Genomic DNA, 21,777 nt, shown 5'->3' on the forward strand with positions numbered 1-21,777 from the left:
CGCGCCGATCGGAAGGGCTTGAGCCCGGCGGTCCGGCGCGTCAGAACGGCATCTGCCGTCGCGACCTGGAAGCGGAGCCCCGTCGATGAAACCCGTCCGAGCCCTTCTCCCCGTCCTCGCCGCCATCCTGCTGTCCTCCACCGCCCTGGCCTCCATGGCGATGGCGCAGACCACCCCGCGCTACGCCCCCTGGCAGCCGCCGCAGCAGGACCAGACCAAGGCGCTGCTCGACGACCTGTCGCGGATGGTCAGCCAGGCCGAGCGCGACCGCGCGGCCAGCCCGGACTTCATCACCGACCTGAAGGGGCTGGTGCAGCGCTACTCGGCCTCGACCGCTCCAGCGGAGCCGCCGGTCCCGGCCCAGCCGCCGGCGGCGCCCGCCCAGCCGCCGGCCGCGGCGCCCGTTCCGGCCCCCGCCGCGCCGGCGCAGCCCGCCTCGCTCGCCGGCACCCGCGTGTTCAGCGACGATTTCAGCGACGGCAACTACACCGCCAACCCGGCCTGGACCTCGCTGCAGGGCACCTGGTCGGTCGACAAGAGCGGCCTGCACAGCGACACCAAGGCGGCCAACGGGCAGCAGGGCGGGGTCGCGGCGATCGCGTTGCAGCAGGGGCTGAAGAACAATTTCGGGCTCGAATTCGAACTGACCGACGTCGCCAACCAGGGCCAGTTCGAGATCCGGGTCTATCAGGGCGCGTCGAAGGATTCCGGCTACCGGCTGGTCTATCTGCCGTCCAACAGCCCGGTCTTCGCCCTCTACCGCGCCGGCCGCTCGGGCATCACCCAGGTGGCGCAGACCACCAACACCGCGCCGCTACGCCGCGGCGACCGCACCCGCATCACCTGGACCCGCGACGCCGCCGGCCGGATGGTGGTGGCGCTCGACGGCAAGCCCGTCATCGAGGCCAGCGACAACGGCTTCCGCGACGGCTGGAACGGCGTGATGCTGGTCAATTTCGGCGGTGACTTCGCCCTGCGCTCGGTCCAGGGCGTGAACTGACCTGCCTCAATTCGACTGGCGGCGCAGGATCGGGGCCACCCGGTCGCGCAGCCAGGCGGCGCCGGGGTCGCGGTCGGTCTGGGCCGACCACACCATCGCCACCGCCGGCAGCCGCAGCTCGAGCGGCAAGGGCAGCGGGCTCAGCGTCAGCCCGAATCGCGGGCCGTAGCGCCGGGCCATGCGCGCCGGCAGGGTGGCCAGCACCGGCGCCTCGGCCGCGGTCGACAGCACGGTCATGAACTCGGCCGACGCCATCACCACGTTCAGGCTGGCGCCGACCCGGCCCAGCGCCTCGTCCAGGCAGCCCTGCAGCAGGTTGTTCAGCGTCACCAGCGCGTGGCCGGTCGCGAGATAGGCTTCGAGGTCGACCGGCGGGTCCAGCGGCAGCAGCTCGCGGTTGAAGCAGCAGGCCAGCGCCTGGTCGTACAGGTCGATGCCGCGGTGCCGGGTGGCGCTGTGGTCGAAGCAGCCCACCGCCAGGTCGATCTCGCCGTCGTCCAGCAGCCGGTGCACCTCCTCCCGGAACACCGGGCGGCCGATCACCCGGATCCCGGGGGCGCAGCGGCGCAGCTCCGCCGTCAAGTCCGGCATCAGCAGCAGCTCCAGCTCGCTGGAGAAGCCCAGGCGGAAGATCCGGTCCTGGGTCTCGGGGTCGAAGCTGTCCTCGGCGCGCAGCACCTCCTGCATCTGCTGCAGGGCCTGGCGGATGCGCGGCGCCAGGGCGCGGGCCTTGGCGGTCGGCTGCATCGCCTGGCCGACCCGCACGAACAGCTCGTCCTGCAGCAGCACGCGCAAAGTCGACAGGCTGTGGCTCATCGCCGGCTGCTGCACCTTCAGCCGTGTGGCGGCGCGGGTGACGGTCCGCTCCTGCATCAGCGCGTCGAAGGCGACCAGCAGGTTGAGGTCGAAGGACCGAAGATCGAAATGATCGATGGAGCCCATGAGGCGGATCGATTTGATTGCTGACCCTGCGGACCTTAGCTCTGAGGCCGGCGCCGTCAAGCGGCGCGCCCACAGCGGAGAAGGCTCGCATGGCTTCCCCCAGCTTTCGCATCGGCGACGTCACGGTCACGCGGATCGACGAGATCCCGCTGACCCACGGCTCGCCGACCGATCTCTACCCCGATATCGATCCGGAGGCCGCCGACCGCCACCGCGGCCGCGTGTCGCCCGGCTCGCTGGATCCCGAGACCGGGGCGATCACCCTCGGCATCCACAGCTGGCTGGTGCGCACGCCGCATCACACCATCCTGATCGACACCGCCACCGGCAACGGCAAGGAACGGCCGACGGTGCCGCTGATGCACCGGCTCGACGTGCCCTACCTGCAGCGGCTCGCTGCGGCCGGGGTGCGGCCCGAGGATGTCGACCACGTCCTGATCACCCATGTCCATGCCGACCATGTCGGCTGGAACACCCGCCTCGTCGACGGGCGCTGGGTGCCGACCTTCCCGAACGCGCGGCCCCATTTCTCGGCGGTGGAGCGGCGCTACGGCGAGAGCCTTGCTGATCCCCCGGCCGGCGATTCCCGCCCCGACCCGGCGCGCGGCGCGCCGCGGCACCCGCCGCTCGACGGCGTCTACCAGGACAGCGTCCGGCCGGTGCTCGAGGCCGGGCTGGCCGATCTGGTGGCGGTCGACGGCGGCGAGGTGCTGGACGGCATCTCCTTCCACCCGGCCCCGGGCCACAGCATCGACCACGCGGTGATCCGCCTGCGCTCGCGCGGCGAGGAGGCGCTGTTCGCCGGCGACGTCATGCACCATCCGCTGCAGGTCTGCGAGCCGGGCTGGAACTCCCGCTACTGCGAGTTCCCGGAGCCGGCGCGCACCTCCCGCCGGTGGCTGCTGGAAGAGGCGGCGGAGACCGGCGCCCTCGTCCTGCCCGGCCATTTCGCCGAGAGCTCCGCCGGCCGCGTCATCCGCCGCGGCGACCGCTTCGACTGGACCTTCGCCTGACCGGACCCAAGACCATGAACATAGACACGCCCGCCGCGGGGATCGCGGTCGAGGACCTGATGATCCCGAGCGGCACGCCCGGCATCGACCTGCACATCCGCAACAAGCGGCCGGCCGGGATGCGCGAGTTCTCGCCGGAGCGCAGCATCGTCCTGATGCACGGCGCCACCTATTCCTCCGGCACCTTGTTCGACGTGCCGGTCGGCGGCTTCTCCTTCATGGACTGGCTGGCCCGCCGCGGCTACGACGTCCATGCCGTCGACGTCCGCGGCACCGGCGGCTCGACCCGGCCGCCGGAGATGGACCGGCCGCCGGAGGAGAACCCGCCGCTGGGCCGGACCGAGACCGGGGTGCGCGACTTCTCGGCCGCGGTGGACTTCGTGCTGCGGCGGCGGGGCCTGGCGCGGACCAGCATCGTCGCCATGTCCTGGGGCGGCTCGGTCGCCGGCGCCTACACCAGCCGCAACAACGACAAGGTGCTGAAGCTGGCGCTGGTGGCACCGCAATGGCTGAACCCGGGAAAGGCCCGGATCGACCCCGGCGGGACGCTCGGCGCCTATCGCCGGATCCCGGTGCTGCAGACCCGGGACCGGTGGCTGGAAGGGGCACCGCCGGACAAGCGCGACGGCCTGATCCCCGCCGGCTGGTTCGAGACCTGGGCCGAAGCGGCGCTGGCCACGGACCCCGAGGGCCGGGTCCAGTCGCCGCCGACCATGCGCGCCGGCACCGGCCCGATCCTCGACACGCGGGAATACTGGTCCGCCGGGCGGCCGTTCTACGATCCGGGCGCCATCGCCGTGCCGGTGCTGCTGGTCCATGCCGAATGGGACCTCGACGTGCCGCTCGGCGTGGCGCAGGACTACTTCACCCGCCTCACCGGCGCGCCGTACCGCCGCTGGGTCGAGATCGGCGAGGGCACGCATATGGTGCTGATGGAAAAGAACCGCCTGCAGGCCTTCCGCGCCATCGGCGACTTCCTCGATGAGGAGTACGCGCCGGAGGGGTGAAGGCGGCACCTCACCCCCTTGATCGTCATTCCCGCGAAAGCGGGAATCTCTTGCCGGTGAAAGCGTCGCGAGATCCCCGCTTTCGCGGGGATGGCAGGTCAGGGAATTCAGAGGAGGGTCTTGCTTGCCAGGAGCCAACGCCCCTCGGCCATCGGCGCCGGTGTCAGCCCTTCTCCGGCACCGCCTCCACCGCGCCGCCGGCCTCGGCCCAGTCCTTGAAGGCGCCGAGGTTGCGGACGTCGGTGTAGCCGAGATCCTGCAACGCCTTGCCGGCCAGGGCCGACCGGCCGCCGGAGGCGCAGTACAGGATCACCGTGCGGTCGCGGCGGAAGGCCGGGTCGTGATACGACGACTCCGGGTCGGCGCGGAACTCCAGCATGCCGCGGGAGACATGCGCGGCGCCCGCAACCTTGCCGCCGGCCTTCAGCTCCGCCGCGTCGCGCACGTCGACCACCAGCGCGCCGCCCTGCATCAGCGCGGCCGCCTCCTCGCGGGTGACGCGCGGCACCGCGGCGTTGGCGGCGGCGAGCAGTTCCTTGACCGATGTCGTCATCGGAACCTCCTGTGTCATCGGGCGATCAGGATCGGGACCCGGCCGGGGGCCGTCAATCTCCCGAATGGGAGGTGACAGGCGCGCCGGATTGTGGGCCGGGCTCAGCCGTCGGCCAGCACCGTGGCCGCGCCGGGGGCGATCAGCGTTCCGACCGCCTCGCCCCGGGCGATGCGCTGCATGGCGCCCGGCCGGTCGAAGGCGAAGACATGCAGCGGCAGCCCGTGGTCGCGCGCCGGCACCAAGCCAGACTGCCCGATTTCGGGTGTGCGTGGGAACCCGGCCGCGCTAAGAATTCGCCGACCCTCCCGACGGAACGAGACCCATGGATTTCACGGCCCTGGACGATCGCCCCTATCCGGTGCTCGCCGATGCGACGATCCCGGAGCTGCCGGCCCATTACCGCGGCAAGGTGCGCGACAACTACGACCTGCCGGACGGGCGGCGCATCATCGTCGCCACAGACCGGATCAGCGCCTTCGACCGGATCCTGGCCTCGATCCCGCTGAAGGGCCAGGTGCTGACCCAGACCGCGCGCTTCTGGTTCGAGGAGACGCGGGACATCTGCCCGAACCACGTGCTGGACTACCCGGACCCGAACGTCGTGGTCGGCCGCAGGCTCGACATCCTGCCGGTCGAGATCGTGGTCCGCGACTATCTCGCCGGCACCACCGGCACCTCGATCCTGACCCTGTACAAGGCCGGCCAGCGCCAGATGTACGGCGTCCGTCTGCCCGACGGGCTGCGCGACAATCAGAAGCTGCCGCAGCCGATCATCACCCCGACCAGCAAGGCCTTCGGCGGCGGCCATGACGAGCCGTTGACGCCGGAGGAGATCGTCTCCCAGGGCCTGCTGACCGCGGCGCAATGGCAGCAGCTCAGCGACTATGCCTTCGCCCTGTTTGCCCGCGGGCAGCAGATCGCCGCGAAGCACGGGCTGATCCTGGTCGACACGAAATACGAGTTCGGCACTGACGCCGAGGGCCATATCGTCCTCGCCGACGAGATCCACACCCCGGACAGCAGCCGCTACTGGCTGGCCGGCAGCTACGAGGACCGCTTCGCCCGCGGCGAGCGGCCGGAGAGCTTCGACAAGGATTTCGTGCGCAGCTGGGTGGCGGCGCGGTGCGACCCTTACCGCGACCCGATCCCAGAGATCCCGGCCCAGGTGATCCGCGACACCGCCCAGGTCTATGTCCGCGCCTACGAGACCATCACCGGCCGCCGCTTCGAGATGCCCGACCGCGAACGGCCGGTGCTGGAGCGGATCCGGGAGAATCTGGCCCAGTACTTCTGAGTTAAGCCGGCCATGCCTTCTACTCTCCCCCTTCCCCTTGCGGGAGGGGGGCAGGGGGAGGGGTCTGCGCGCGTCCGCGCGCGAATGGGCAAGGACTTGCCGTTCGTATCGGTTTAGGCCGGATCGTGCTGAAACACCCCCCCTCCCGCGAGGGGAGGGGGAGGATGAAAGAGGTCAGGGAGCAATCCGCTCCGCCGCCACCTGGCGTCCGTCGATCGTCCCGGTGATCCGGGCAACCGCGTCGGTGTCGCGGTCGTTCCAGGCCAGGGTCAGCGTGCCGGTCGCCGTGCCGGCCAGGGTCAGCTCCGCGGTGACGTCGCCGGTCGACTGGTCCCAGCGGATCGTGCCGGACACCGCCAGGTCCTCGGCCCAGCGCAGCTGGTCGAGGGTGAAGGCGTGGCCGGCGTCGAAGGCCTCGAAGCTGAAGGTCCCGCCGCGCAGTCCGACGCCGCTGCCGGTCGAGTTGACGAAATAGCGCGCCAGCACGTCGCCCGCCGTCTCCGCCGCCGCCGAGGCCAGGCGCAGATCGGCCTCGGTCCCGGCGTTGCCGGTCCCGGCCGTGGCCGGGGCGACGTCGGCCGCCTTCACCGCGAAGGCGGGGACGGTGCGGATCGGCCGGATCCGCTGGGTGCAGGAGGTGTCGCCGGCATCGCCGCCCGACCGCACGAAGGTCAGCACGATCGGCGCGACGCAGCCGGTGGCGTCGGCGCCTTTCGGCGGCACGAAGATCGCCTGGTCGGTGATCGCGGTGATGTGGGTGACGTTGCGCACCGGCACATAGGTCGCGTCCGGGAACAGCCGCGCCGTCTCCAGCCCCTCGATCGGCGAGGTGACGCTGTCGATGTCGCCCGACAGCACCAGCACCGGCACGTTCGGGAACGGCGCCTTCGGATCGGCGGCGGTGCCCGGAACCACGCCCTTCGGCGGCGCCGGCCAGTCCAGGCACAGGTCGCGCCGCTCCCATTTGTGCGGCGAGCCGTCGACCTCGGCGATGGTGAAGGGGGCGTAGACCCCGCGCTCGGCCGCCTGCTTCTGCGCCGTGGCGCGCATCAGCTGGCGCCGCCGCTCGGCCCGCGACGCGTCGGCGCGGAACAGCCGCGGATAGTCGCTGCACACCACGGCGACGTAGAGGGCGGTGGAGAAGGCGACCGGGTCGCTGCCCGGCGTGTTCCAGGACGAGGCCTCGGCCATCAGCCGGTGCAGCGGCGCCGGGTCCTGGGCTTCCAGATAGGCCCGGGCCGCGGCGTCCAGCTCGCGGTAGAAGGTCGGGCTGCCGCCGGCGCTGTTCATGGTCAGGAACAGGGTCGGGGCGTCGACCGCGATGCCGACGGTGTTGCCGTCGCCGTCCGGCGCCTCGGCCTTGCCCGGCTTGGCCCGCAGCGCCGCCGCAAGCCGCTCGATCCGGTCGAGCGACCGGCCGCCGAGGGCACGGCAGCTGGGCGACCGCTGGCAGACCAGCTCGAAGCCGTCGCGGGCCGTCGCCCATTCGGTCTCGAACCAGGGCGACAGGCCGATGGTCGGATAGGCGCTGTCCAGCACGATGGTGCGCAGCCGGTCCGGGTGGCGCTGGGCGAAGACCTGGCCGAACCAGGTGCCGTAGCTGTCGCCGTAATAGTCGACCTTGCCGATCTGCAACGCGTCCAGCACGGCGGCCACGTCGTCGGCGGCCGGCGCGGTGCCGTACATCCAGGCGGCGGGGCCCAGCTGCCTGGCGCAGGCGGCGATCGCGGCGGGCACGAACTCGCCTGCCTCCTGCAGCGCCTGGCACTGGATCGGGTCGGACAGGCCGGTGCCGCGCTTGTCGACCAGCAGCACGTCGCGCCGGCCGCGCAGCGGCTCGAACAGGCGCAGATAGCCCTCGCGCGTGCCGGTGGAGGAATAGCCGGGCCCGCCCTCCTGGGCCAGGATCACGCCCTCGGCCGGCTGGCCGGCATCGCGGTGCGGGTAGAATTCGAAGCCGATCGTCACCGTGCCGGGCAGCGTGCCGGCAGGGTCGAGCGGCCGGCTGATCGTGCCGCAGAAGCCGCCGAAATCGGGCTGGCAGGCGGTCAGGGTCACGCCGCCGACCTGGATCGTCGCGGCCAGGGCTTCGGCAGGAGCGGGGGCGGCCTGCTCCTGGGCTGCCGCGCCGCCCGCGACGGCTAGCAGGGCCGCGGCGGCCCACAACCTGCCGGACATGCGCATGAGCCTCCCCCTTCGTCGTTGCGCCGGCGGCGGCCCCCGGCCGCTCGCGGCTACAAGGTCCTGTGCCGGGCGCGCGACCCCCGCTCGATCGCCGACGCCACCAGCCGGTCGACCTCGAACTTGTCGCGCATCAGCTCCAGCAGGCGCAGCTCCGGCTGGCTGGCGCGGCCGTCCGCCGCGATCGAATCGCAGGCGATGGCATAGGCGGTCTCGCGCAGATGGTCCGGCAGCGTCTCGGCGATGATGTCGAGGGCGCGGTCGATGCCGTCATCCTCCTGCAGCAGCTCGATGCAGTCGCGCGTCAGGTCCGGGATGCGGTCGATGTCGAAGCCGCGGAACACCGGCAGGAACCGCACCATCTCCGACAGCGTCTCGACCTCCGCGTCGGTCATGTTCTTGTCGGCCACGGAGGCGAGCACCATGGTGTAGATCAGGGCGCCGTGGGCGTCGGTCGTCATGGCAGTCTCCGCTGGCCTGCGAGTCGCGGGAAGGATCGCCCCGGATATGGCGCGGAACGCCGCGGGGCGTCAAGGCGAGGGCCGCTCCGGCAGACGCTGCCGCCCGGAACGTTCTTTTGCAACCCAGCCTTCCCCTGCCGCGCTTCCCCGCCCCGGCCCGGCATGGCATGAGGGGCGCCATGCAGGCAGTGATCGACGTGGCGTTGCCGGTCTTCGGCGTCATCTTCCTCGGCGTCTTCGCCGGGCGTATCCGGCTGCTCGGCCGCGCCCAGTCGGAGGCGCTGAACGGCTTCGTCTACTGGATCGCGCTGCCGGCGCTCCTGTTCCTGGCGATGGCCCGCACCCCGGTCGCCGACATCGTCAACCTCAACTTCGTCGGCGCCTTCCTCGGCGGCGTCCTGGGCGTGTGGCTGCTCGGAACCGTGCTCGGCGCCCTGATCCACCGCGCCGATGCCGGCGAGGCGACAATGCAGGGCATGAACGCCGGCTTCTCCAACACCGGCTACATGGGCATCCCGCTCTTCGCCGCCGCCTTCGGCCCGGCCCGCGGCCTGCCGCCGGCGTCGCTGGCGACCGTGATCATGAGCGTGGCCTGCGTTGGCCTCGCCGTGGTGGTGCTCGAGCTGACCGGCAGCCGCGGCCGCGGCATCCTCCACGCGCTCCGCGACGTGGCGCTGGCGCTGGTGAAGAACCCGCTGGTGGTGGCGCCGGTGCTGGGCGTCGCCTGGTCCGGGGCCGGTCTCGCCGTGCCGGCGCCGCTGGCGACGCTGCTGTCGCTGCTCGGCGCCGCGGCCAGCCCCTGCGCCCTCTTCGCCATCGGCCTGTTCATGGCCAGCCAGACGCTGCGCACTGGCCTCGGCGAGGTCGGCTGGATCTCGGTGCTCAAGCTCCTGTGGCAGCCGCTGATCACCTGGGGCCTGGCCGCGACCATCTTCCCGATGGACCCGTTCTGGACCGCCAGCGCGGTGATCCTGGCGGCGCTGCCGACCGGGGCGCTGACGTTCGTCGTCGCCCAGCGCTACGGCGTCTATGTCGAGCGCACCTCGGCGGTGATCCTGGTCTCGACCGTGGTCTCGGTGCTCACCCTGTCGCTGCTGCTGGCGATCTACGCGCCGCAATTCCCGGCCGGCTGACGCCCCGGCGAAAACAAACAAAATTTGCCGAAAACGGGCGGTGCCGGATCGCGAAAGCTGGTGTTACTCTGCCGGAAACAGCGAAGCCGGGAGGACCCCCTGGATGCGTGACGACGGCCCGATCCGCCAGCTTCCGAAGCGCACGATCGCCCTGGTCCTCGCCGGCGGAAGGGGCAGCCGGCTGAAGCAGCTGACCGACCGCAGGGCCAAGCCCGCGGTCTATTTCGGCGGCAAGTTCCGGATCATCGACTTCGCCCTGTCGAACTGCATCAACTCCGGCATCCGCCGCATCTATGTGCTGACCCAGTACAAGTCGCACAGCCTCCTGCGCCACCTGCAGCGCGGCTGGGGCTATCTGCGGGCGGAGATGCACGAATTCGTCGACCTCCTGCCCGCCCAGCAGCGGGTGGACGAGGCGATGTGGTATCGCGGCACCGCCGACGCGGTCTGGCAGAACCTCGACATCTTCGAGGCCGAGGGGCCGGACCATGTGCTGATCCTGGCCGGCGACCACGTCTATAAGATGGACTACGCGGCCATGATCGAGGACCACGTCCGCACCGGCGCGGACGTCACGGTCGGCTGCGTCGAGGTGCCGCGGATGGAGGCGACGGCCTTCGGCGTGATGCATGTCAACGACCAGTGGCGGGTGACCAGCTTCCTGGAGAAGCCGGCCGACCCGCCGGCCATGCCCGGCCGCCCGGACACGGCGCTGGCCAGCATGGGCATCTACGTGTTCAGCATGAAGTTCCTGGCCGAGCAGCTGCGCCGCGACGCCGCCGACCCGGCCTCGGAGCATGATTTCGGCAAGAACATCGTGCCCTTCCTGGTCGACACCGCCCATGTCCGCGCCCATCGCTTCTCCGAGAGCGCGATCCCGAACCCGAGCTACGCCGAGCCCTATTGGCGCGACGTCGGCACCATCGACGCCTACTGGGAAGCCAATATCGACCTGACCACGGTGACCCCGGCGCTCGACCTCTACGACCAGGACTGGCCGATCTACACCTATCAGGAGCAGCTGCCGCCGGCGAAGTTCGTGTTCGAGGATGGGGCGCGGGTCGGCAAGGCGGTGAACAGCACCGTGTCCGGCGGCTGCATCGTCTCCGGCTCCACCGTCCGGCAATCGGTGCTGTTCTCGAAGGTGCGGGTCAACTCCTTCGCCCGGCTGCACGAGGCGGTGGTTCTGCCGGAATGCGACATCGGCCGCCACGCCCGGCTGAACCGGGTGGTGCTGGACCACGGCGTGAAGATCCCCGAGGGGCTGGTGGTGGGCGAGGACCCGGTGCTCGACGCCAGGCGCTTCCACCGCACCGACGCCGGCATCGTCCTGATCACCCAGCCGATGATCGACGCGCTGGACTAGCGATCTCCGACCCTCAGAACCGTCATTGCGAGCGTAGCGAAGCAATCCAGGGGCCGCTCCCGCCGGCCCCTGGATTGCCTCGTCGGCTTCGCCTCCTCGCAATGACAGGCGGGGCCGGATATCTTGCGCAGGCCTCGCTTCCGCGAGGGTGACGCTCCCTCATTCGGCGGAGGATCGGAGACCGATGAACGTCCTGCACGCGGTGTCGGAGATCTATCCGCTGGTCAAGACCGGCGGCCTGGCCGATGTCGCCGCGGCGCTGCCGCCGGCGCTGGCGGCGGCCGGGATTGGCGCGAGGGTCCTGATCCCGGCCTATCCCGCGGTGCTGCAGGCGATGCACCGGCCGGAAGTCATCGTGGAGGACCCGGCCCTGTTCGGCGGCGGCCCGGCGCAGGTGATGCTGGCGGAGCTCGAAGGCATCGCCGTCCCGGCCTATGTGCTGGACTGCCCCGGCCTGTTCGCCCGGCCCGGCAACCCCTATCTCGGCCCCGACCGGCAGGACTGGCCGGACAACCACCGCCGCTTCGCCGCGCTCGGCTGGGCCGCCGCCCGGCTCGGCCTCGGCGCCGACCCGCTCTGGCGGCCCGACATCGTGCACGGCCATGACTGGCAGGCCGGCCTCGCCCCGGCCTATCTCGCCTTCCAGGCCGGCGGCGGCGCGCGCCCGCGCACCGTGACGACGATCCACAACATCGGCTTCCCCGGCTGGTTCCCGGCCGCGACGGCGGCGGAGCTCGGCCTGCCGCCTGAAAGCCTGTCGATCGACGGGCTGGAGTATTTCGGCGGCGTCGGCTTCCTCAAGGCCGGGCTGTTCTATGCCGACCGCATCACCACGGTCAGCCGCACCTATGCGCAGGAGATCCAGACGCCGGAGTACGGCTACGCCCTGTCCGGCCTGCTGGCCGCCCGCGCCGCCGACCTCGTCGGCATCGTCAACGGCACCGATTACGGCGTCTGGGACCCGGCGATCGATCCGCATCTGCCGGCGCCCTACGGGCCGGACGACCTGTCCGGCAAGCGGCTGTCGAAGGCGGCGCTGCTGCGCGAGTTCGGCCTGCCGGAGGATGACGGCTCGCCGCTCTTCGCCATGGTCAGCCGGCTGACCGGGCAGAAGGGCTGCGACCTGCTGCTGGATTCCATCCCGGCGCTGGTCGCGGGCGGCGGAAGGCTGGTCCTGCTCGGCTCCGGCGACGCCGGGCTCGAGGCCGGCTTCCAGACGGCGGCAGCCGCGCATCCCGATCGCGTCGCCGTCCGCATCGGCTATGACGAGGCCCTGTCGCACCTCCTGCAGGCCGGCGCCGACGTGCTGCTGGTGCCGTCGCGCACCGAGCCCTGCGGCCTGACCCAGATGTATGCGCTGCGCTACGGCACGCTGCCGCTGGTGCGCCGCACCGGCGGGCTGGCCGACACCGTGGTCAACGCCAGCCACGACGCCATCGTCGGGGACCGCGCCACCGGCTTCAGCTTCGACGACGCGACCGCCGCGGCGCTGGCCGGCACCATCAGCTGGGTCTGCGGCCTGTGGCGCGACCGGGCGCTGTGGGCGCAGCTGCAGCGCCGCGCCATGGCCCAGGATTTCAGCTGGGACCGCGCCGCCGCCGACTACGTCGCCCTCTACCGCGACCTGCTGCCATGACCGAGGAGACCGGCACCATCCCGGCGGCCGACGGCGCGCCGGTCGCCTGGCGCCGCCGCTCCGGCACCCGCGATGGCCGGCCCGGCCTGGTGTTCTGCGGCGGCTTCCGCTCCTCGATGGCGGGGGAGAAGGCGGGCTTCCTCGACCGCTTCGCCGCCGATCGCGGCCTGTCCTTCCTGCGCTTCGACTATCGCGGCCATGGCGCTTCGGGCGGCGTGTTCACCGACCTGACCCTGGGCGACTGGATCGCCGACGCCCTCCTGGTGCTGGACCGGCTGGCCGAAGGCCCGCAGGTCCTGGTCGGCTCCTCGATGGGGGCCTGGGTCGCGACCTGCGCCGCGACCGCCCGGCCAGGCAGGGTGGCGGGGCTGGTCGGCGTGGCCGCCGCGCCGGACTTCACCGAGGACCTGATGCTGCCGGCGCTGGGCGAGGACGGCCGGGCCGGAATGCGCCGCGACGGCTTCATCGACCGCCCCTCCGCCTATGGCGACGGCCCCTACCGCATCACCTGGCGGCTGATCGAGGAGGCGCGCGCGCACCTCCTGCTGCGCGGCTCGGTGCCCTTCGCCGGGCCGGTGCGGCTGCTGCACGGCCTGGCCGACCCGGACGTGCCCTGGCGCCAGAGCCTGAAGCTGGCCGAAACGCTGTCCGGCCCGGATGTCCGCCTGACCCTGGTCAAGGACGGCGACCACCGTCTGTCCCGCCCGCAGGACCTGGCGCTGCTGGGCCAGGCGGTGGGGGAGGTCATAGCCGCATCGCGAGTCTAGCCACCCGCCGATCACACTCCTGTCACCATCCTCGGGCAGGACAGGGGAACATTCCGGGGAGGGGCGGCATGGGCGCGAAGCGGATCATTCTCGGCACCGACGTCGCGGCCTTCGTGCTGTTCCATCCGGACGACCTGGCCCATCGCGCCGACGACCCGATCGCCTGGTACAGCTACGGCTTCGCCTGGCAACGCGAATCGCGGGCCGGCCGGCTGGTCGCCTTCGGCACCGGCGCCGACGGCGGCTACGCGCTGCGCCTGACCACCGAGGGCCTGGCCGCGGCGGAGGCGCCGCTGGCCTGCCAGTCCTGGTCCTTCCCGCTGGTCGTGCGCCACGGCCGTGTCCTGCTCGACAACACCGACGCCCTGCCGGGCGAGGAGCGGATGACCGACCCGGCCGAACTGTCGGACCAGTGGTTCGAGCTCGCCAGCGGCGCCTACCGGGTCACGGTGCATGCGCTGGCCTGGCGGGAGGCGCCGGGCGCGATCGGCGCCGACGGCCGGGTCTCGCCCGACGCGCCGCCGGACTATGTGGTGGTGTTCGAGCCGACGGCCGACATCGCCGCCATCCCGATCGCCGCCGCCGTGCCGCGGCTTGTGCCCGACCGCGACTCGGCGCCCCGGCTCGCAGGCGGCACGGAGGAGGCCTCCCCGTTCGACTGGCCTCGCGAGACGACGCAGGGGACGGAGTTCCCGGTGCTGCCGGTCGAACCCTCGGCGGCGCTGATCCCCGGCCTGGGCGTGAACCTGCCGGTCGACGACGCCGTTGTCGCAGCCGTCTATCCGGAGCGGGGCGGCGGCCGCGAGAGGCTGGAGCATCTCGTCCTGGCGCCCGCCTTCGAGGCCGGCGGGGTGGCCTGCCTGGCCCGGGCCCATGGCCTGAAGCGGGTGGGAGACGATGCCGCGAAGCTGAAGCTGCGGGGCGGGGCGGTGGGCCGCATCCTGCGCGGCGCCCGGGCACAGCCGCTGCAGACGGTGGCGGTCGCGCCGCTGGAGAAGCCCGACATGGCGGCGCCGGCGGAGGCGCTGGAGCCGTTCCGGGCCCGGTTGCTGGCGCTGGGCCGGGACGATGCCTTCCGCGCCCGGCTGCACCACCCGTCCTTCGAGCTGGAGCGGCTGGCGGCGCTGGGCTCGGCCGAGGCGGTCACCGGCTGGGCGCTGGCCCATCTCGATCTGCCCTTCGCCGCGCGCCTCGCCGGCTACGCCGCCCCGGCTGTGCAGCGCATCGAGACCCTGACCCGTTTCCTCGACGGCGGCGGCCTGCCGCCGGAACCGGCCGGGCCGAAGCCGTCGCTCCTCGGCCGACTGTTCGGCCGGGGGTGAGGCAGGCCCGGCATCCGGGCCTGGGTCGGAATTCGTATGATCCGTGTCACAGATCGATGTCGCGGAGCTTAAAGTTCATTCGCTCGAACTCGATGTCGACCTTCGGCGCGGACAGAAGGTGTTCGGCTAGGCTTCGGCGCGGTTTGACCAGCTTTTGATACTCGGCTTCGGAGATCACGACCACCGTCGGCCGGCCGCGGCGGGTCACATGCTGCGGGCCTTCGGTCAGCGCCTTCTCGACCAGTGCGCTGAACCGGTCTCTCGCGTCGCGCAACCGCCAACTCATTCGACACTCCTGTGCAGGTGAGTGACGGCGGCCGCCGGCTCAAGGGCCAGGAACTCCTTCGTGATCGCCACCGCCTCGGCCAGGCCGATGCGCTGCACCTCGACGCCGGGCGGGAAGGCGGTGCACAGCCGGGTCGGCATCATCGGGTCCAGGAGGACGAAGACGCCGCGGTCGTCCGCCCTCCGCACCAGCCGGCCGAAGGCCTGCTTCAGGCGGAAGCGGGTCTGCATGTCGGTCCAGCGCTGGCGGCCGAAATGCTGGCCGCGGGCGCGCGACAGGATGTCGGGCCGTGGCCAGGGCACCCGGTCGAACACCATCAGCCGCAAGGCCCGGCCCGGCACGTCGACGCCGTCGCGCACGGCATCCGTGCCCAGCAGGCAGGCATCGGTCTCGCCGCGGAAGATGTCGACCAGCGTGCCGACATCCATGCCGTCGAGATGCTGGGCGTAGAGCGGCAGGCCGGCCGCCTGCAGCGCCGGCGCCAGGGCGTGGTGCACCGCCCGCAGCCGGCTGACCGCGGTGAACAGCCCCAGCGCGCCGCCGCCGGCGGCCAGGAACAGCTCGCGATAGGCGGCGCCCACCTGCTCCAGATCGTCCTTGCGCACGTCGCGCACGATCAGCACGCGGGTCAGGGACGGGTAGTTGAAGGGCGAGGCCACCTGGGCGCGGATCGCCGGCCGCGGCAGGTGGCCGGCGCCGGTGCGGTCCTCCGCCGCCCGCCAGTCGTCCGGGTCGTCGCCGGCGCCGTCGGTCAGGGTGGCCGAGGTGACGACGACGCCATGCGCCTGCCGCACCAGCGCGTCGACGAAGGGCCGGGTCGGGTCGACGTAATGGCGGTAGAAGCCGAAATCGAGCTCGCGCCCCTCCACCCGCTCGACCCCGAACCAGTCGACCAGCCAGGGCGGCGTCGGCTCGCCCAGCGACGACAGCATGCCGCGCCAGCCGCCGATCTCCATCTTCGCCCGCCGGTCCAGCGACCGGGCGGCGGCGCCCAGCCGCTGCCGCTGGTTCGGGTCCAGCGACCCGGCCTCCTCGTCCAGCCGCTCGCGGAACGCGCGGGCCAGCGCCTGCAGCGGCGCCTGCAGCTCGGCCAGCGCCGCGTCCAGCGCCTGGGCGGCGTCGACCAGCCCCTCGACCGGATCGGTGGTGTCGCATTCCAGGCTGTAGGGCCCGTCGGCGCCCTGGGCGCGGGCATAGACCTGGGTGCGGGTCAGCGCCAGGAAGCGTTCGGCCGGCCCGCGCGGGTCGTCGCCATGGATGCGCTTGCCCCAGCCGGGGCCGGGCAGGGCGCGGGCGGCGCGCTCGATGTCGTCCAGCGCCGCCAGCGCCTCCTCGCCCGGCAGCAGGTCCTCCACCCGCCGCCGCAGGCCGCGGCCGCGGCTGGCCCGGCGCCCGCCCTCCTCATGACCCAGCAGCCAGCGGCGCAGGTCGGTGGCCTCCAGCCCGGTCAGGTGCCCGGCGAAGGCGGAATCCGCCGCCTCGAACAGGTGGTGCCCCTCGTCGAAGACGAAGCGGCTGGGCGCGTCGCGGTCGTCCACCCCGCCCAGCGCCGCCTGGATCATGACCAGCGCATGGTTGGCGATCACGATCTGCGCCTTGCGCGCCCTGCGGATGCCGCGCTCGATGAAGCAGCGGCTGTAATGCGGGCAGCCGGAATGGATGCATTCGCCGCGCCGGTCGGCCAGGGCCAGGCTGTTCGGCCGGCCGATGATGTCGGCCAGCCAGCCAGGGAAGTCGCCGCCGGTCAGGTCGCCGTCGCGCGTCGCCGCGGCCCAGCGCGCCATCAGCCCCAGCGGCACCGCGTCGCGCGGGTTCAGCGCCAGGCCGCGCACCGCGTCCTCGTAGTTCAAGAGGCACAGATAGTTCTCGCGCCCCTTGCGCAGCACCACCTGGCGGGCCTTCAGCACCGGGTCCGGGAACAGCCGGTCCATCTCGCCGTCGATCTGGTGCTGCAGGTTGCGGGTGTAGGTCGACACCCACACCGGCGCGCCGTTCTTCTGGGCCCAGACCGTAGCAGGGGCCAGGTAGCCCAGCGTCTTGCCGGTGCCGGTGCCGGCCTGCGCCAGCACCACGGTCGGCTCGTCCGGCGCCGGGCGCGGGGCGAAGGCGGCGCTGACGGCGCCGGCATAGTCGCCCTGCTGCGGCCGCGGCTCGGCGCCCTGGCCCAGCATCTGCGCCAGGCGGGCGCGGGCCTCGCGCGGCTCGACCCCGTGCTGCGACGGCGGCGGGTTCGGCGGCTCGGCCTCCCATTCCGGCAGATGGGCCCCGACCTGGTAGGCGCCGCGCTTGCGGTGGTCCTCGACCGGCGCGCGCAGCCCCAGCGCCCGGGCCACGAAGGGCGCCCAGGGCCAGCCGGCCTCGCCCATCCGCGCCGCCAACGCCGCCGGATCGCTGCGCTCGTCCGCGACGGGGACGGACAGGCCGCGCAGCAGCGCCTCGGCCAGGCGGGGCAGGGCGATCGCCGCATCCTCCAGGCTCGCCGGCTCGGGCAGGCCGAGGGCCGTGGCCAGGCCGCGCGGCGTCGGCACGCAGAACCGGCCGGGGCGGGCGAAGGCGAACAGCTCCAGCAGGTCGAAGGCGCCCAGCACCTCCAGGCCGCAGCGCCGCCCCACCGCCTTGGCGTGGCACAGCAGCAGCGGCGGCCCGTCGATCCGCCGGCGCAGCGCCGCCGGGTCCAGCGTCACCAGCTCGCCGTCGGCGGTCAGCAGCACGCCGCCCTCCGGCGCCAGCACCAGCGGCTCGGCGTCGGGCAGGCTGAGGGGGAGGGCAGGCGGCGCGATCATGCGCGCACTATAGGGGCGCGCCGCGCCGGCACCAGCCCCGACGATGCCCTTTGGTCACGAATTGTTCCAGCTTATCAGGAGAGCCAGTGCGTTGCCTCTCCCGCCGGACGCGGGAGAGGTCGGGCTCGCGCAGCGAGACCGGGTGAGGGCTGGTCCCGGCCTCGACGAAGTCCCCTCACCCGGAGCCGCTTCGCGTCTCCGACCTCTCCCGCAAGCGGGAGAGGCACGCGTCGGCTCAACCCTGGACGGACGCCTCGTAGATCTCGTCCACCGCCCGGCCCAGCGCGGCGTTGAACTCGGCGTCGGTCATGTCGCGCTTCAGCTCCTCGACCAGGGCGCGCGAGAAGCTGGCGATCATGCCGGGGTTGGCGGCCAGGCGGCGGCAGGCGTCGGCGCGGGTGTAGCCGCCGGACAGGGCGACCACCCGGGCCACGCCCTTGTGCGCGATCAGCTCGGCATAGAAGCCCGGCTCCTCCGGGATGGTCAGCTTCAGCATCACCTGCTGCCCGGCCGGCAGCCGGTCCAGCCCCTTCAGGATCTCGGCCCGCAGGATCCGCTCGGCCCCGGCCTTGTCGGGGCTCTTGATCAGCACCTCCGGCTCCAGGATCGGCATCAGCCCGTGGGCGGAGATCTGCGCCCCGACCTCGAACTGCTGCGCCACCAGCGCGGCGATGCCGCTCTGCGACGCCAGGTTGGCGACCGACCGCATCTTGGTGCCGTAGACGCCCAGCGCCTTGGCCCGCGGCAGCAGCTCGTCCAGCCCCGGGATCGGCTTCATCAGGCTGACGCCGTCGGCCTCGGGCTGCAGCCCCTTATCGACCTTCAGGAACGGCACGACGCGGCGTTCCTTCCACAGGAACTCCGGCACCGGCATGCCCTGGGCCTGCCCGTCCATGGTCTTCTCGAACAGGATGGCGCCGATCACCTTGTCGCCGGTGAAGGACGGCGCGGTCATGATCCGCACCCGCATCTCGTGCATCAGGCGGAACATCTCGTCGTCGCCGCTATAGGCGCTGTCCGGGATGCCGTACAGCCGCAGCGCGCCGGGGGTCGATCCGCCGCTCTGGTCCAGCGCGGCGATGAAGCCCGGCTTCTCCGACATCTGCGCCGCCATCGCGTCCTGGGTCATCGCTGATCCTCCTGGTTCCGGCCCGGGCGGGAGGGCAGCGCCTCGACCGCCGGCCTGTGGGGTGGAGCCTGTTGTGGCACGCCGGCCGCGGCCGGCGCAATCCTCGCCCGCCCGTCCGCACCGGCGCGGCCGCCGTCCGCCCGGAATTCACGGCAGCCCCTCGTTCTTCGCAAATGATTGTACTTGTGACGAATTTTCGCTCGGCTAGACTGCGCCGACCGTCCCTCGAGGTGCCGACCATGCCCGCCCGCCTGCCGCTGTCCCGTCGTGCCCTCCTGTCCGGCGTCGGCGCCACGGCGGTTCTCGCGGCGGCGGGGGCCCGCCGGGCCCGGGCGCAGGACCCGGTGAAGGGCGGCACCCTGACCGTGGCGGCGGACACCGAGCCGCGCAACCTCAACCCGGCGCTGGTCGCCTCCAACGGCGTCTTCTACGTCGCCAGCAAGGTGGTCGAGCCGCTGGCCGAGATGGCCTATGACGGCAGGCTCACCCCTGTCCTGGCCACCGCCTGGCAGGGCGGCGCCGACGGCCGCTCGGTCACCTTCACCCTGCGCGACGGCGTCACCTGGCATGACGGCCGGCCCTTCACCTCGGCCGACGTCGCCTTCTCGGCGACCGAGCTGTGGAGCAAGCGGCAGAATCTCGGCCGGGTGGTGTTCAAGGACCTCGAAGGGGTGGACACGCCGGACGACCGCACCGCCGTGTTCCGCTTCCGCACGCCGACGCCGCTGCAGCTGGTCGAGAACGCGCTGCCCGCCCTGACCGCCGTGGTGCCGAAGCACCTCTACGAGGGCGTGGACATCGACCAGAACCCGCACAACGAACAGCTGGTCGGCACCGGCCCCTTCCGCTGGGGCGAGCACAAGCCGGGCGAATACTACCTGCTGGAGCGGAACCCGACCTATTGGGGCCAGGGCCTGCCCTATCTCGACCGCATCGTCTACCGGGTGCTGCCGGACCGCGGCGCCGTGGTCGCGGCGCATGAGGCGGGGGAGATCCAGCTCTCCGCCTTCTCCGCCGTGCCGCTGGAGGAGCTGGAGCGGCTGCGCGGCATCCCGGACCTGGCGGTGGTGCGCAAGGGCTACGAGGGCATCACCTACCAGCTGACGGTCGAGATCAACCACCGGCGGAAGGAGTTCCAGGACGTCCGCGTCCGCCGCGCCATCGCCCATGCGATCGACCAGTCCTACGTCGTCGGCACCATCTTCCGCGGCTACGCCGACGCGGCCACCGGCCCGGTGCCGAAGACGGGCGTGCCCTTCTACACGCCGGACGTCCCGACATATCCCTTCGACCCGAAGCGGGCCGAAGCCCTGCTGGACGAGGCCGGCTATCCGCGCCAGGACGGGGGATCCCGCTTCGCCGTGCGCCTGCTGCCGGCGCCGTGGTTCGAGCAGACGCGCCAGATGGGCGACTACCTCCGCCAGGCGCTGCAGGCGGTGGGCATCGACGCGACGCTGGTGACCAACGACGCGGCCGGCCACACCAAGGCGGTCTACACCGACCACGCCTTCGACCTGGCGATCGGCTCGCCGGTCTACCGCAACGACCCGGCGATCTCGACCACCATCCTCTACCGCGGCGGCCTGCCGGGCGGCGTGCCGTTCTCGAACCAGTACGGCTACGACGACCCGGCGATGAATGACCTGATCGACCGCGCGGCGGCGGAGCTGGACCGGGGCAAGCGGATCGATCTGTACAAGCAGTTCCAGGTGCGAGCTTCCGACCAGCTGCCGCTGATCGTGGCGGCGGAGTTCACCTTCATCACCGTCGCCAGCCGGCGGCTGCACAACATCGCGACCAATCCCAGATGGGCGACGTCGTCCTGGGCGGAGACTTGGATGGAGGGGTGAGAGGACAACTCCCGCTGGTCTTCCCCCACCGTCATCGCGAGTTCCGCAGGGGCGTGGCGATCCAGTGGCACTGCCGCCGAGGCTGACCACCGCCCGGTGTAGTACTCTGCGTCAGACGGAGGCGCCGCATGACGATCACCACCCTCTCCAGCGGTGAATTCAGCCGCAACCCCAGCCGGGCCAGGAAGCTCGCCGGCAACGGCCCGGTATTCATCACCGACGGCGGCCGGCTCGCCAATGTACTGCTGACGGTCGAGGACTATCGCAAGCTGACTGGCGGCGGCCGCAGCATCGTCGACATGCTGGCGATGCCGGGCCAGGAGGACATTGAGTTCGAGCCCGAGCGCTTGGTTGATCTGCCTCGGCCGGCTGATCTGGGCAGCGCGGTCTCTAGGCCGCTTCCGCTAAGCTGATCGATTCGACCGAGAGGACCATGCATGATGAAAGAACGAGCAGATGGCGGTCCGGTAAAATATCCGAAATGGGCTAGATATAAGTCGTTGCAGATATGGCATGATTTTCTTGTTGATTTTAACATAATTAAATATACCCAAATCGGGCTGATCGCGTCCAGCACGGTATTTATTTCGTTTATCTCTTTAATTCAGCCTGCATTTGAAAGTGAATCTGTAAAAAGAGTAGCGCATCTAGTTCTTCAAATGTCTATATCTCTTGCGGGTGCGACTATCATATCGGCGTTGGCCGTTTATTCCTATAAGAATTATTTTACAGATCACCAAGGGGGTGCTAGGGATGCGGATTATTCTGAAATATTGACGTTAGTTTTTATGGGGTTGGCTGCACTATTTTCGTTGATCTCATTTATAATTTCATTATTGTCGATTGAAGCAATGCTCGCAAGGAGTGGTTAGGATTTTGCATATCATTCCTATATGCGTTGTCCTGATGAGAATTCGATGACGTGCTCAAATTGAACAGGATCTGCGGTCGCCGATTCTGAGTTGTCAGTCTGATTTTTCGAGTGCCATCGCGTACCGACCGAGCGGCATCGGAATGTGTGCGGGACGCTTCGGCGTACAGGCGAATTCGGTGA

At 71.3% G+C, this 21,777-nt stretch carries 20 protein-coding genes; 12 read left to right on the forward strand and 8 right to left on the reverse strand.

What is annotated here, in order from left to right; genetic code table 11:
- The first annotated feature begins 85 nt into the window (after window positions 1-85).
- Window positions 86-1,000 (forward strand): hypothetical protein, encoded by a 915-nt coding sequence (locus LG391_RS10465; RefSeq protein ID WP_225767957.1) that lies wholly within the window; start codon window positions 86-88, stop codon window positions 998-1,000.
- Between the two features lie 6 nt (window positions 1,001-1,006).
- Here LG391_RS10465 and LG391_RS10470 read toward each other — a convergent pair whose 3' ends face one another.
- The gene (locus tag LG391_RS10470; protein WP_225767958.1) at window positions 1,007-1,942 is read right to left on the reverse strand and encodes a LysR family transcriptional regulator; all 936 of its coding nucleotides are present in this window, start codon (window positions 1,940-1,942) and stop codon (window positions 1,007-1,009) included.
- Window positions 1,943-2,031: 89 nt separating this feature from the next.
- On the opposite strand from LG391_RS10470, the gene LG391_RS10475 reads away from it, so the two are divergent.
- Both LG391_RS10475 and LG391_RS10480 read left to right on the forward strand, forming a co-directional pair.
- Window positions 2,032-2,955: an MBL fold metallo-hydrolase gene (locus LG391_RS10475; protein WP_225767959.1), complete on the forward strand. Its 924-nt coding sequence runs from the start codon at window positions 2,032-2,034 to the stop codon at window positions 2,953-2,955.
- Window positions 2,956-2,969: 14 nt separating this feature from the next.
- Window positions 2,970-3,962, forward strand: a complete 993-nt coding sequence (locus LG391_RS10480) for an alpha/beta hydrolase (RefSeq protein ID WP_225767960.1) — start codon at window positions 2,970-2,972, stop codon at window positions 3,960-3,962.
- Between the two features lie 163 nt (window positions 3,963-4,125).
- Here the strand turns inward: LG391_RS10480 and LG391_RS10485 are convergent, their stop codons facing one another.
- Window positions 4,126-4,515: a rhodanese-like domain-containing protein gene (locus tag LG391_RS10485; RefSeq protein WP_225767961.1), complete on the reverse strand. Its 390-nt coding sequence runs from the start codon at window positions 4,513-4,515 to the stop codon at window positions 4,126-4,128.
- A 101-nt stretch (window positions 4,516-4,616) separates the two neighbouring features.
- Window positions 4,617-4,754, reverse strand: coding sequence for a hypothetical protein (locus LG391_RS10490; protein WP_225767962.1), 138 nt, complete (start codon window positions 4,752-4,754; stop codon window positions 4,617-4,619).
- 83 nt (window positions 4,755-4,837) lie between these two features.
- On the opposite strand from LG391_RS10490, the gene LG391_RS10495 reads away from it, so the two are divergent.
- The gene (locus LG391_RS10495; protein WP_225767963.1) at window positions 4,838-5,809 is read left to right on the forward strand and encodes a phosphoribosylaminoimidazolesuccinocarboxamide synthase; all 972 of its coding nucleotides are present in this window, start codon (window positions 4,838-4,840) and stop codon (window positions 5,807-5,809) included.
- A 174-nt stretch (window positions 5,810-5,983) separates the two neighbouring features.
- Here the strand turns inward: LG391_RS10495 and LG391_RS10500 are convergent, their stop codons facing one another.
- Window positions 5,984-7,987, reverse strand: coding sequence for an alpha/beta hydrolase (locus LG391_RS10500; protein WP_225767964.1), 2,004 nt, complete (start codon window positions 7,985-7,987; stop codon window positions 5,984-5,986).
- Between the two features lie 56 nt (window positions 7,988-8,043).
- A complete protein-coding gene (locus LG391_RS10505; protein ID WP_225767965.1) occupies window positions 8,044-8,451 on the reverse strand; it encodes a tellurite resistance TerB family protein in 408 nt (135 codons plus the stop codon).
- Window positions 8,452-8,630: 179 nt separating this feature from the next.
- Here LG391_RS10505 and LG391_RS10510 point away from each other — a divergent pair, with 179 nt between their 5' ends.
- The 5 genes from LG391_RS10510 to LG391_RS10530 all read left to right on the forward strand — a co-directional run bounded on the left by LG391_RS10510 (window position 8,631) and on the right by LG391_RS10530 (window position 14,675).
- Window positions 8,631-9,584 carry an AEC family transporter gene (locus LG391_RS10510; RefSeq protein ID WP_225767966.1) on the forward strand — a complete coding sequence of 318 codons (954 nt, stop codon included), beginning with the start codon at window positions 8,631-8,633 and terminating at the stop codon, window positions 9,582-9,584.
- Window positions 9,585-9,687: 103 nt separating this feature from the next.
- Window positions 9,688-10,950: a glucose-1-phosphate adenylyltransferase gene (gene glgC, locus LG391_RS10515; protein WP_225767967.1), complete on the forward strand. Its 1,263-nt coding sequence runs from the start codon at window positions 9,688-9,690 to the stop codon at window positions 10,948-10,950.
- Window positions 10,951-11,134: 184 nt separating this feature from the next.
- Window positions 11,135-12,586 carry a glycogen synthase GlgA gene (glgA, locus tag LG391_RS10520; protein ID WP_225767968.1) on the forward strand — a complete coding sequence of 484 codons (1,452 nt, stop codon included), beginning with the start codon at window positions 11,135-11,137 and terminating at the stop codon, window positions 12,584-12,586.
- Window positions 12,583-13,353 (forward strand): alpha/beta hydrolase, encoded by a 771-nt coding sequence (locus LG391_RS10525; protein ID WP_225767969.1) that lies wholly within the window; start codon window positions 12,583-12,585, stop codon window positions 13,351-13,353. Before glgA ends, LG391_RS10525 begins: the two co-directional genes overlap by 4 nt.
- A 68-nt stretch (window positions 13,354-13,421) precedes the next feature.
- A complete protein-coding gene (locus LG391_RS10530) occupies window positions 13,422-14,675 on the forward strand; it encodes a DUF6386 family protein (protein WP_225767970.1) in 1,254 nt (417 codons plus the stop codon).
- Between the two features lie 46 nt (window positions 14,676-14,721).
- On the opposite strand, the gene LG391_RS10535 is transcribed toward LG391_RS10530, so the two are convergent.
- From LG391_RS10535 to LG391_RS10545, 3 genes are all read right to left on the reverse strand, one after another.
- Window positions 14,722-14,961 (reverse strand): type II toxin-antitoxin system Phd/YefM family antitoxin, encoded by a 240-nt coding sequence (locus LG391_RS10535; protein ID WP_225767971.1) that lies wholly within the window; start codon window positions 14,959-14,961, stop codon window positions 14,722-14,724.
- A complete protein-coding gene (locus tag LG391_RS10540; RefSeq protein WP_225767972.1) occupies window positions 14,958-17,744 on the reverse strand; it encodes an ATP-dependent DNA helicase in 2,787 nt (928 codons plus the stop codon). The genes LG391_RS10535 and LG391_RS10540 overlap by 4 nt, the downstream gene beginning before the upstream one ends.
- A gap of 235 nt (window positions 17,745-17,979) precedes the next feature.
- Window positions 17,980-18,873, reverse strand: coding sequence for a fructose bisphosphate aldolase (locus tag LG391_RS10545; RefSeq protein ID WP_225767973.1), 894 nt, complete (start codon window positions 18,871-18,873; stop codon window positions 17,980-17,982).
- A gap of 239 nt (window positions 18,874-19,112) precedes the next feature.
- Between LG391_RS10545 and LG391_RS10550 the strand changes: the two genes are divergently transcribed.
- The 3 genes from LG391_RS10550 to LG391_RS10560 all read left to right on the forward strand — a co-directional run bounded on the left by LG391_RS10550 (window position 19,113) and on the right by LG391_RS10560 (window position 21,595).
- Window positions 19,113-20,723 carry an ABC transporter substrate-binding protein gene (locus LG391_RS10550; protein WP_225767974.1) on the forward strand — a complete coding sequence of 537 codons (1,611 nt, stop codon included), beginning with the start codon at window positions 19,113-19,115 and terminating at the stop codon, window positions 20,721-20,723.
- A gap of 128 nt (window positions 20,724-20,851) precedes the next feature.
- A complete protein-coding gene (locus LG391_RS10555; RefSeq protein ID WP_225767975.1) occupies window positions 20,852-21,136 on the forward strand; it encodes a type II toxin-antitoxin system Phd/YefM family antitoxin in 285 nt (94 codons plus the stop codon).
- A 24-nt stretch (window positions 21,137-21,160) separates the two neighbouring features.
- Window positions 21,161-21,595 (forward strand): hypothetical protein, encoded by a 435-nt coding sequence (locus LG391_RS10560; RefSeq protein WP_225767976.1) that lies wholly within the window; start codon window positions 21,161-21,163, stop codon window positions 21,593-21,595.
- Window positions 21,596-21,777: the final 182 nt, after the last annotated feature.

This window comes from Inquilinus sp. Marseille-Q2685, from assembly GCF_916619195.1.
Taxonomy (GTDB): domain Bacteria; phylum Pseudomonadota; class Alphaproteobacteria; order DSM-16000; family Inquilinaceae; genus Inquilinus.

Coding starts and splice junctions, on each gene's coding strand:
- LG391_RS10535 (WP_225767971.1), bottom strand. CDS start 14,961: ATGAGTTGGCGGTTGCGCGACGCGAGAGACCGGTTCAGCGCACTGGTC.
- glgA (WP_225767968.1), top strand. CDS start 11,135: ATGAACGTCCTGCACGCGGTGTCGGAGATCTATCCGCTGGTCAAGACC.
- LG391_RS10475 (WP_225767959.1), top strand. CDS start 2,032: ATGGCTTCCCCCAGCTTTCGCATCGGCGACGTCACGGTCACGCGGATC.
- LG391_RS10500 (WP_225767964.1), bottom strand. CDS start 7,987: ATGTCCGGCAGGTTGTGGGCCGCCGCGGCCCTGCTAGCCGTCGCGGGC.
- LG391_RS10505 (WP_225767965.1), bottom strand. CDS start 8,451: ATGACGACCGACGCCCACGGCGCCCTGATCTACACCATGGTGCTCGCC.
- LG391_RS10560 (WP_225767976.1), top strand. CDS start 21,161: ATGATGAAAGAACGAGCAGATGGCGGTCCGGTAAAATATCCGAAATGG.
- glgC (WP_225767967.1), top strand. CDS start 9,688: ATGCGTGACGACGGCCCGATCCGCCAGCTTCCGAAGCGCACGATCGCC.
- LG391_RS10480 (WP_225767960.1), top strand. CDS start 2,970: ATGAACATAGACACGCCCGCCGCGGGGATCGCGGTCGAGGACCTGATG.
- LG391_RS10555 (WP_225767975.1), top strand. CDS start 20,852: ATGACGATCACCACCCTCTCCAGCGGTGAATTCAGCCGCAACCCCAGC.
- LG391_RS10485 (WP_225767961.1), bottom strand. CDS start 4,515: ATGACGACATCGGTCAAGGAACTGCTCGCCGCCGCCAACGCCGCGGTG.
- LG391_RS10525 (WP_225767969.1), top strand. CDS start 12,583: ATGACCGAGGAGACCGGCACCATCCCGGCGGCCGACGGCGCGCCGGTC.
- LG391_RS10495 (WP_225767963.1), top strand. CDS start 4,838: ATGGATTTCACGGCCCTGGACGATCGCCCCTATCCGGTGCTCGCCGAT.
- LG391_RS10540 (WP_225767972.1), bottom strand. CDS start 17,744: ATGATCGCGCCGCCTGCCCTCCCCCTCAGCCTGCCCGACGCCGAGCCG.
- LG391_RS10530 (WP_225767970.1), top strand. CDS start 13,422: ATGGGCGCGAAGCGGATCATTCTCGGCACCGACGTCGCGGCCTTCGTG.
- LG391_RS10550 (WP_225767974.1), top strand. CDS start 19,113: ATGCCCGCCCGCCTGCCGCTGTCCCGTCGTGCCCTCCTGTCCGGCGTC.
- LG391_RS10470 (WP_225767958.1), bottom strand. CDS start 1,942: ATGGGCTCCATCGATCATTTCGATCTTCGGTCCTTCGACCTCAACCTG.
- LG391_RS10465 (WP_225767957.1), top strand. CDS start 86: ATGAAACCCGTCCGAGCCCTTCTCCCCGTCCTCGCCGCCATCCTGCTG.
- LG391_RS10510 (WP_225767966.1), top strand. CDS start 8,631: ATGCAGGCAGTGATCGACGTGGCGTTGCCGGTCTTCGGCGTCATCTTC.
- LG391_RS10545 (WP_225767973.1), bottom strand. CDS start 18,873: ATGACCCAGGACGCGATGGCGGCGCAGATGTCGGAGAAGCCGGGCTTC.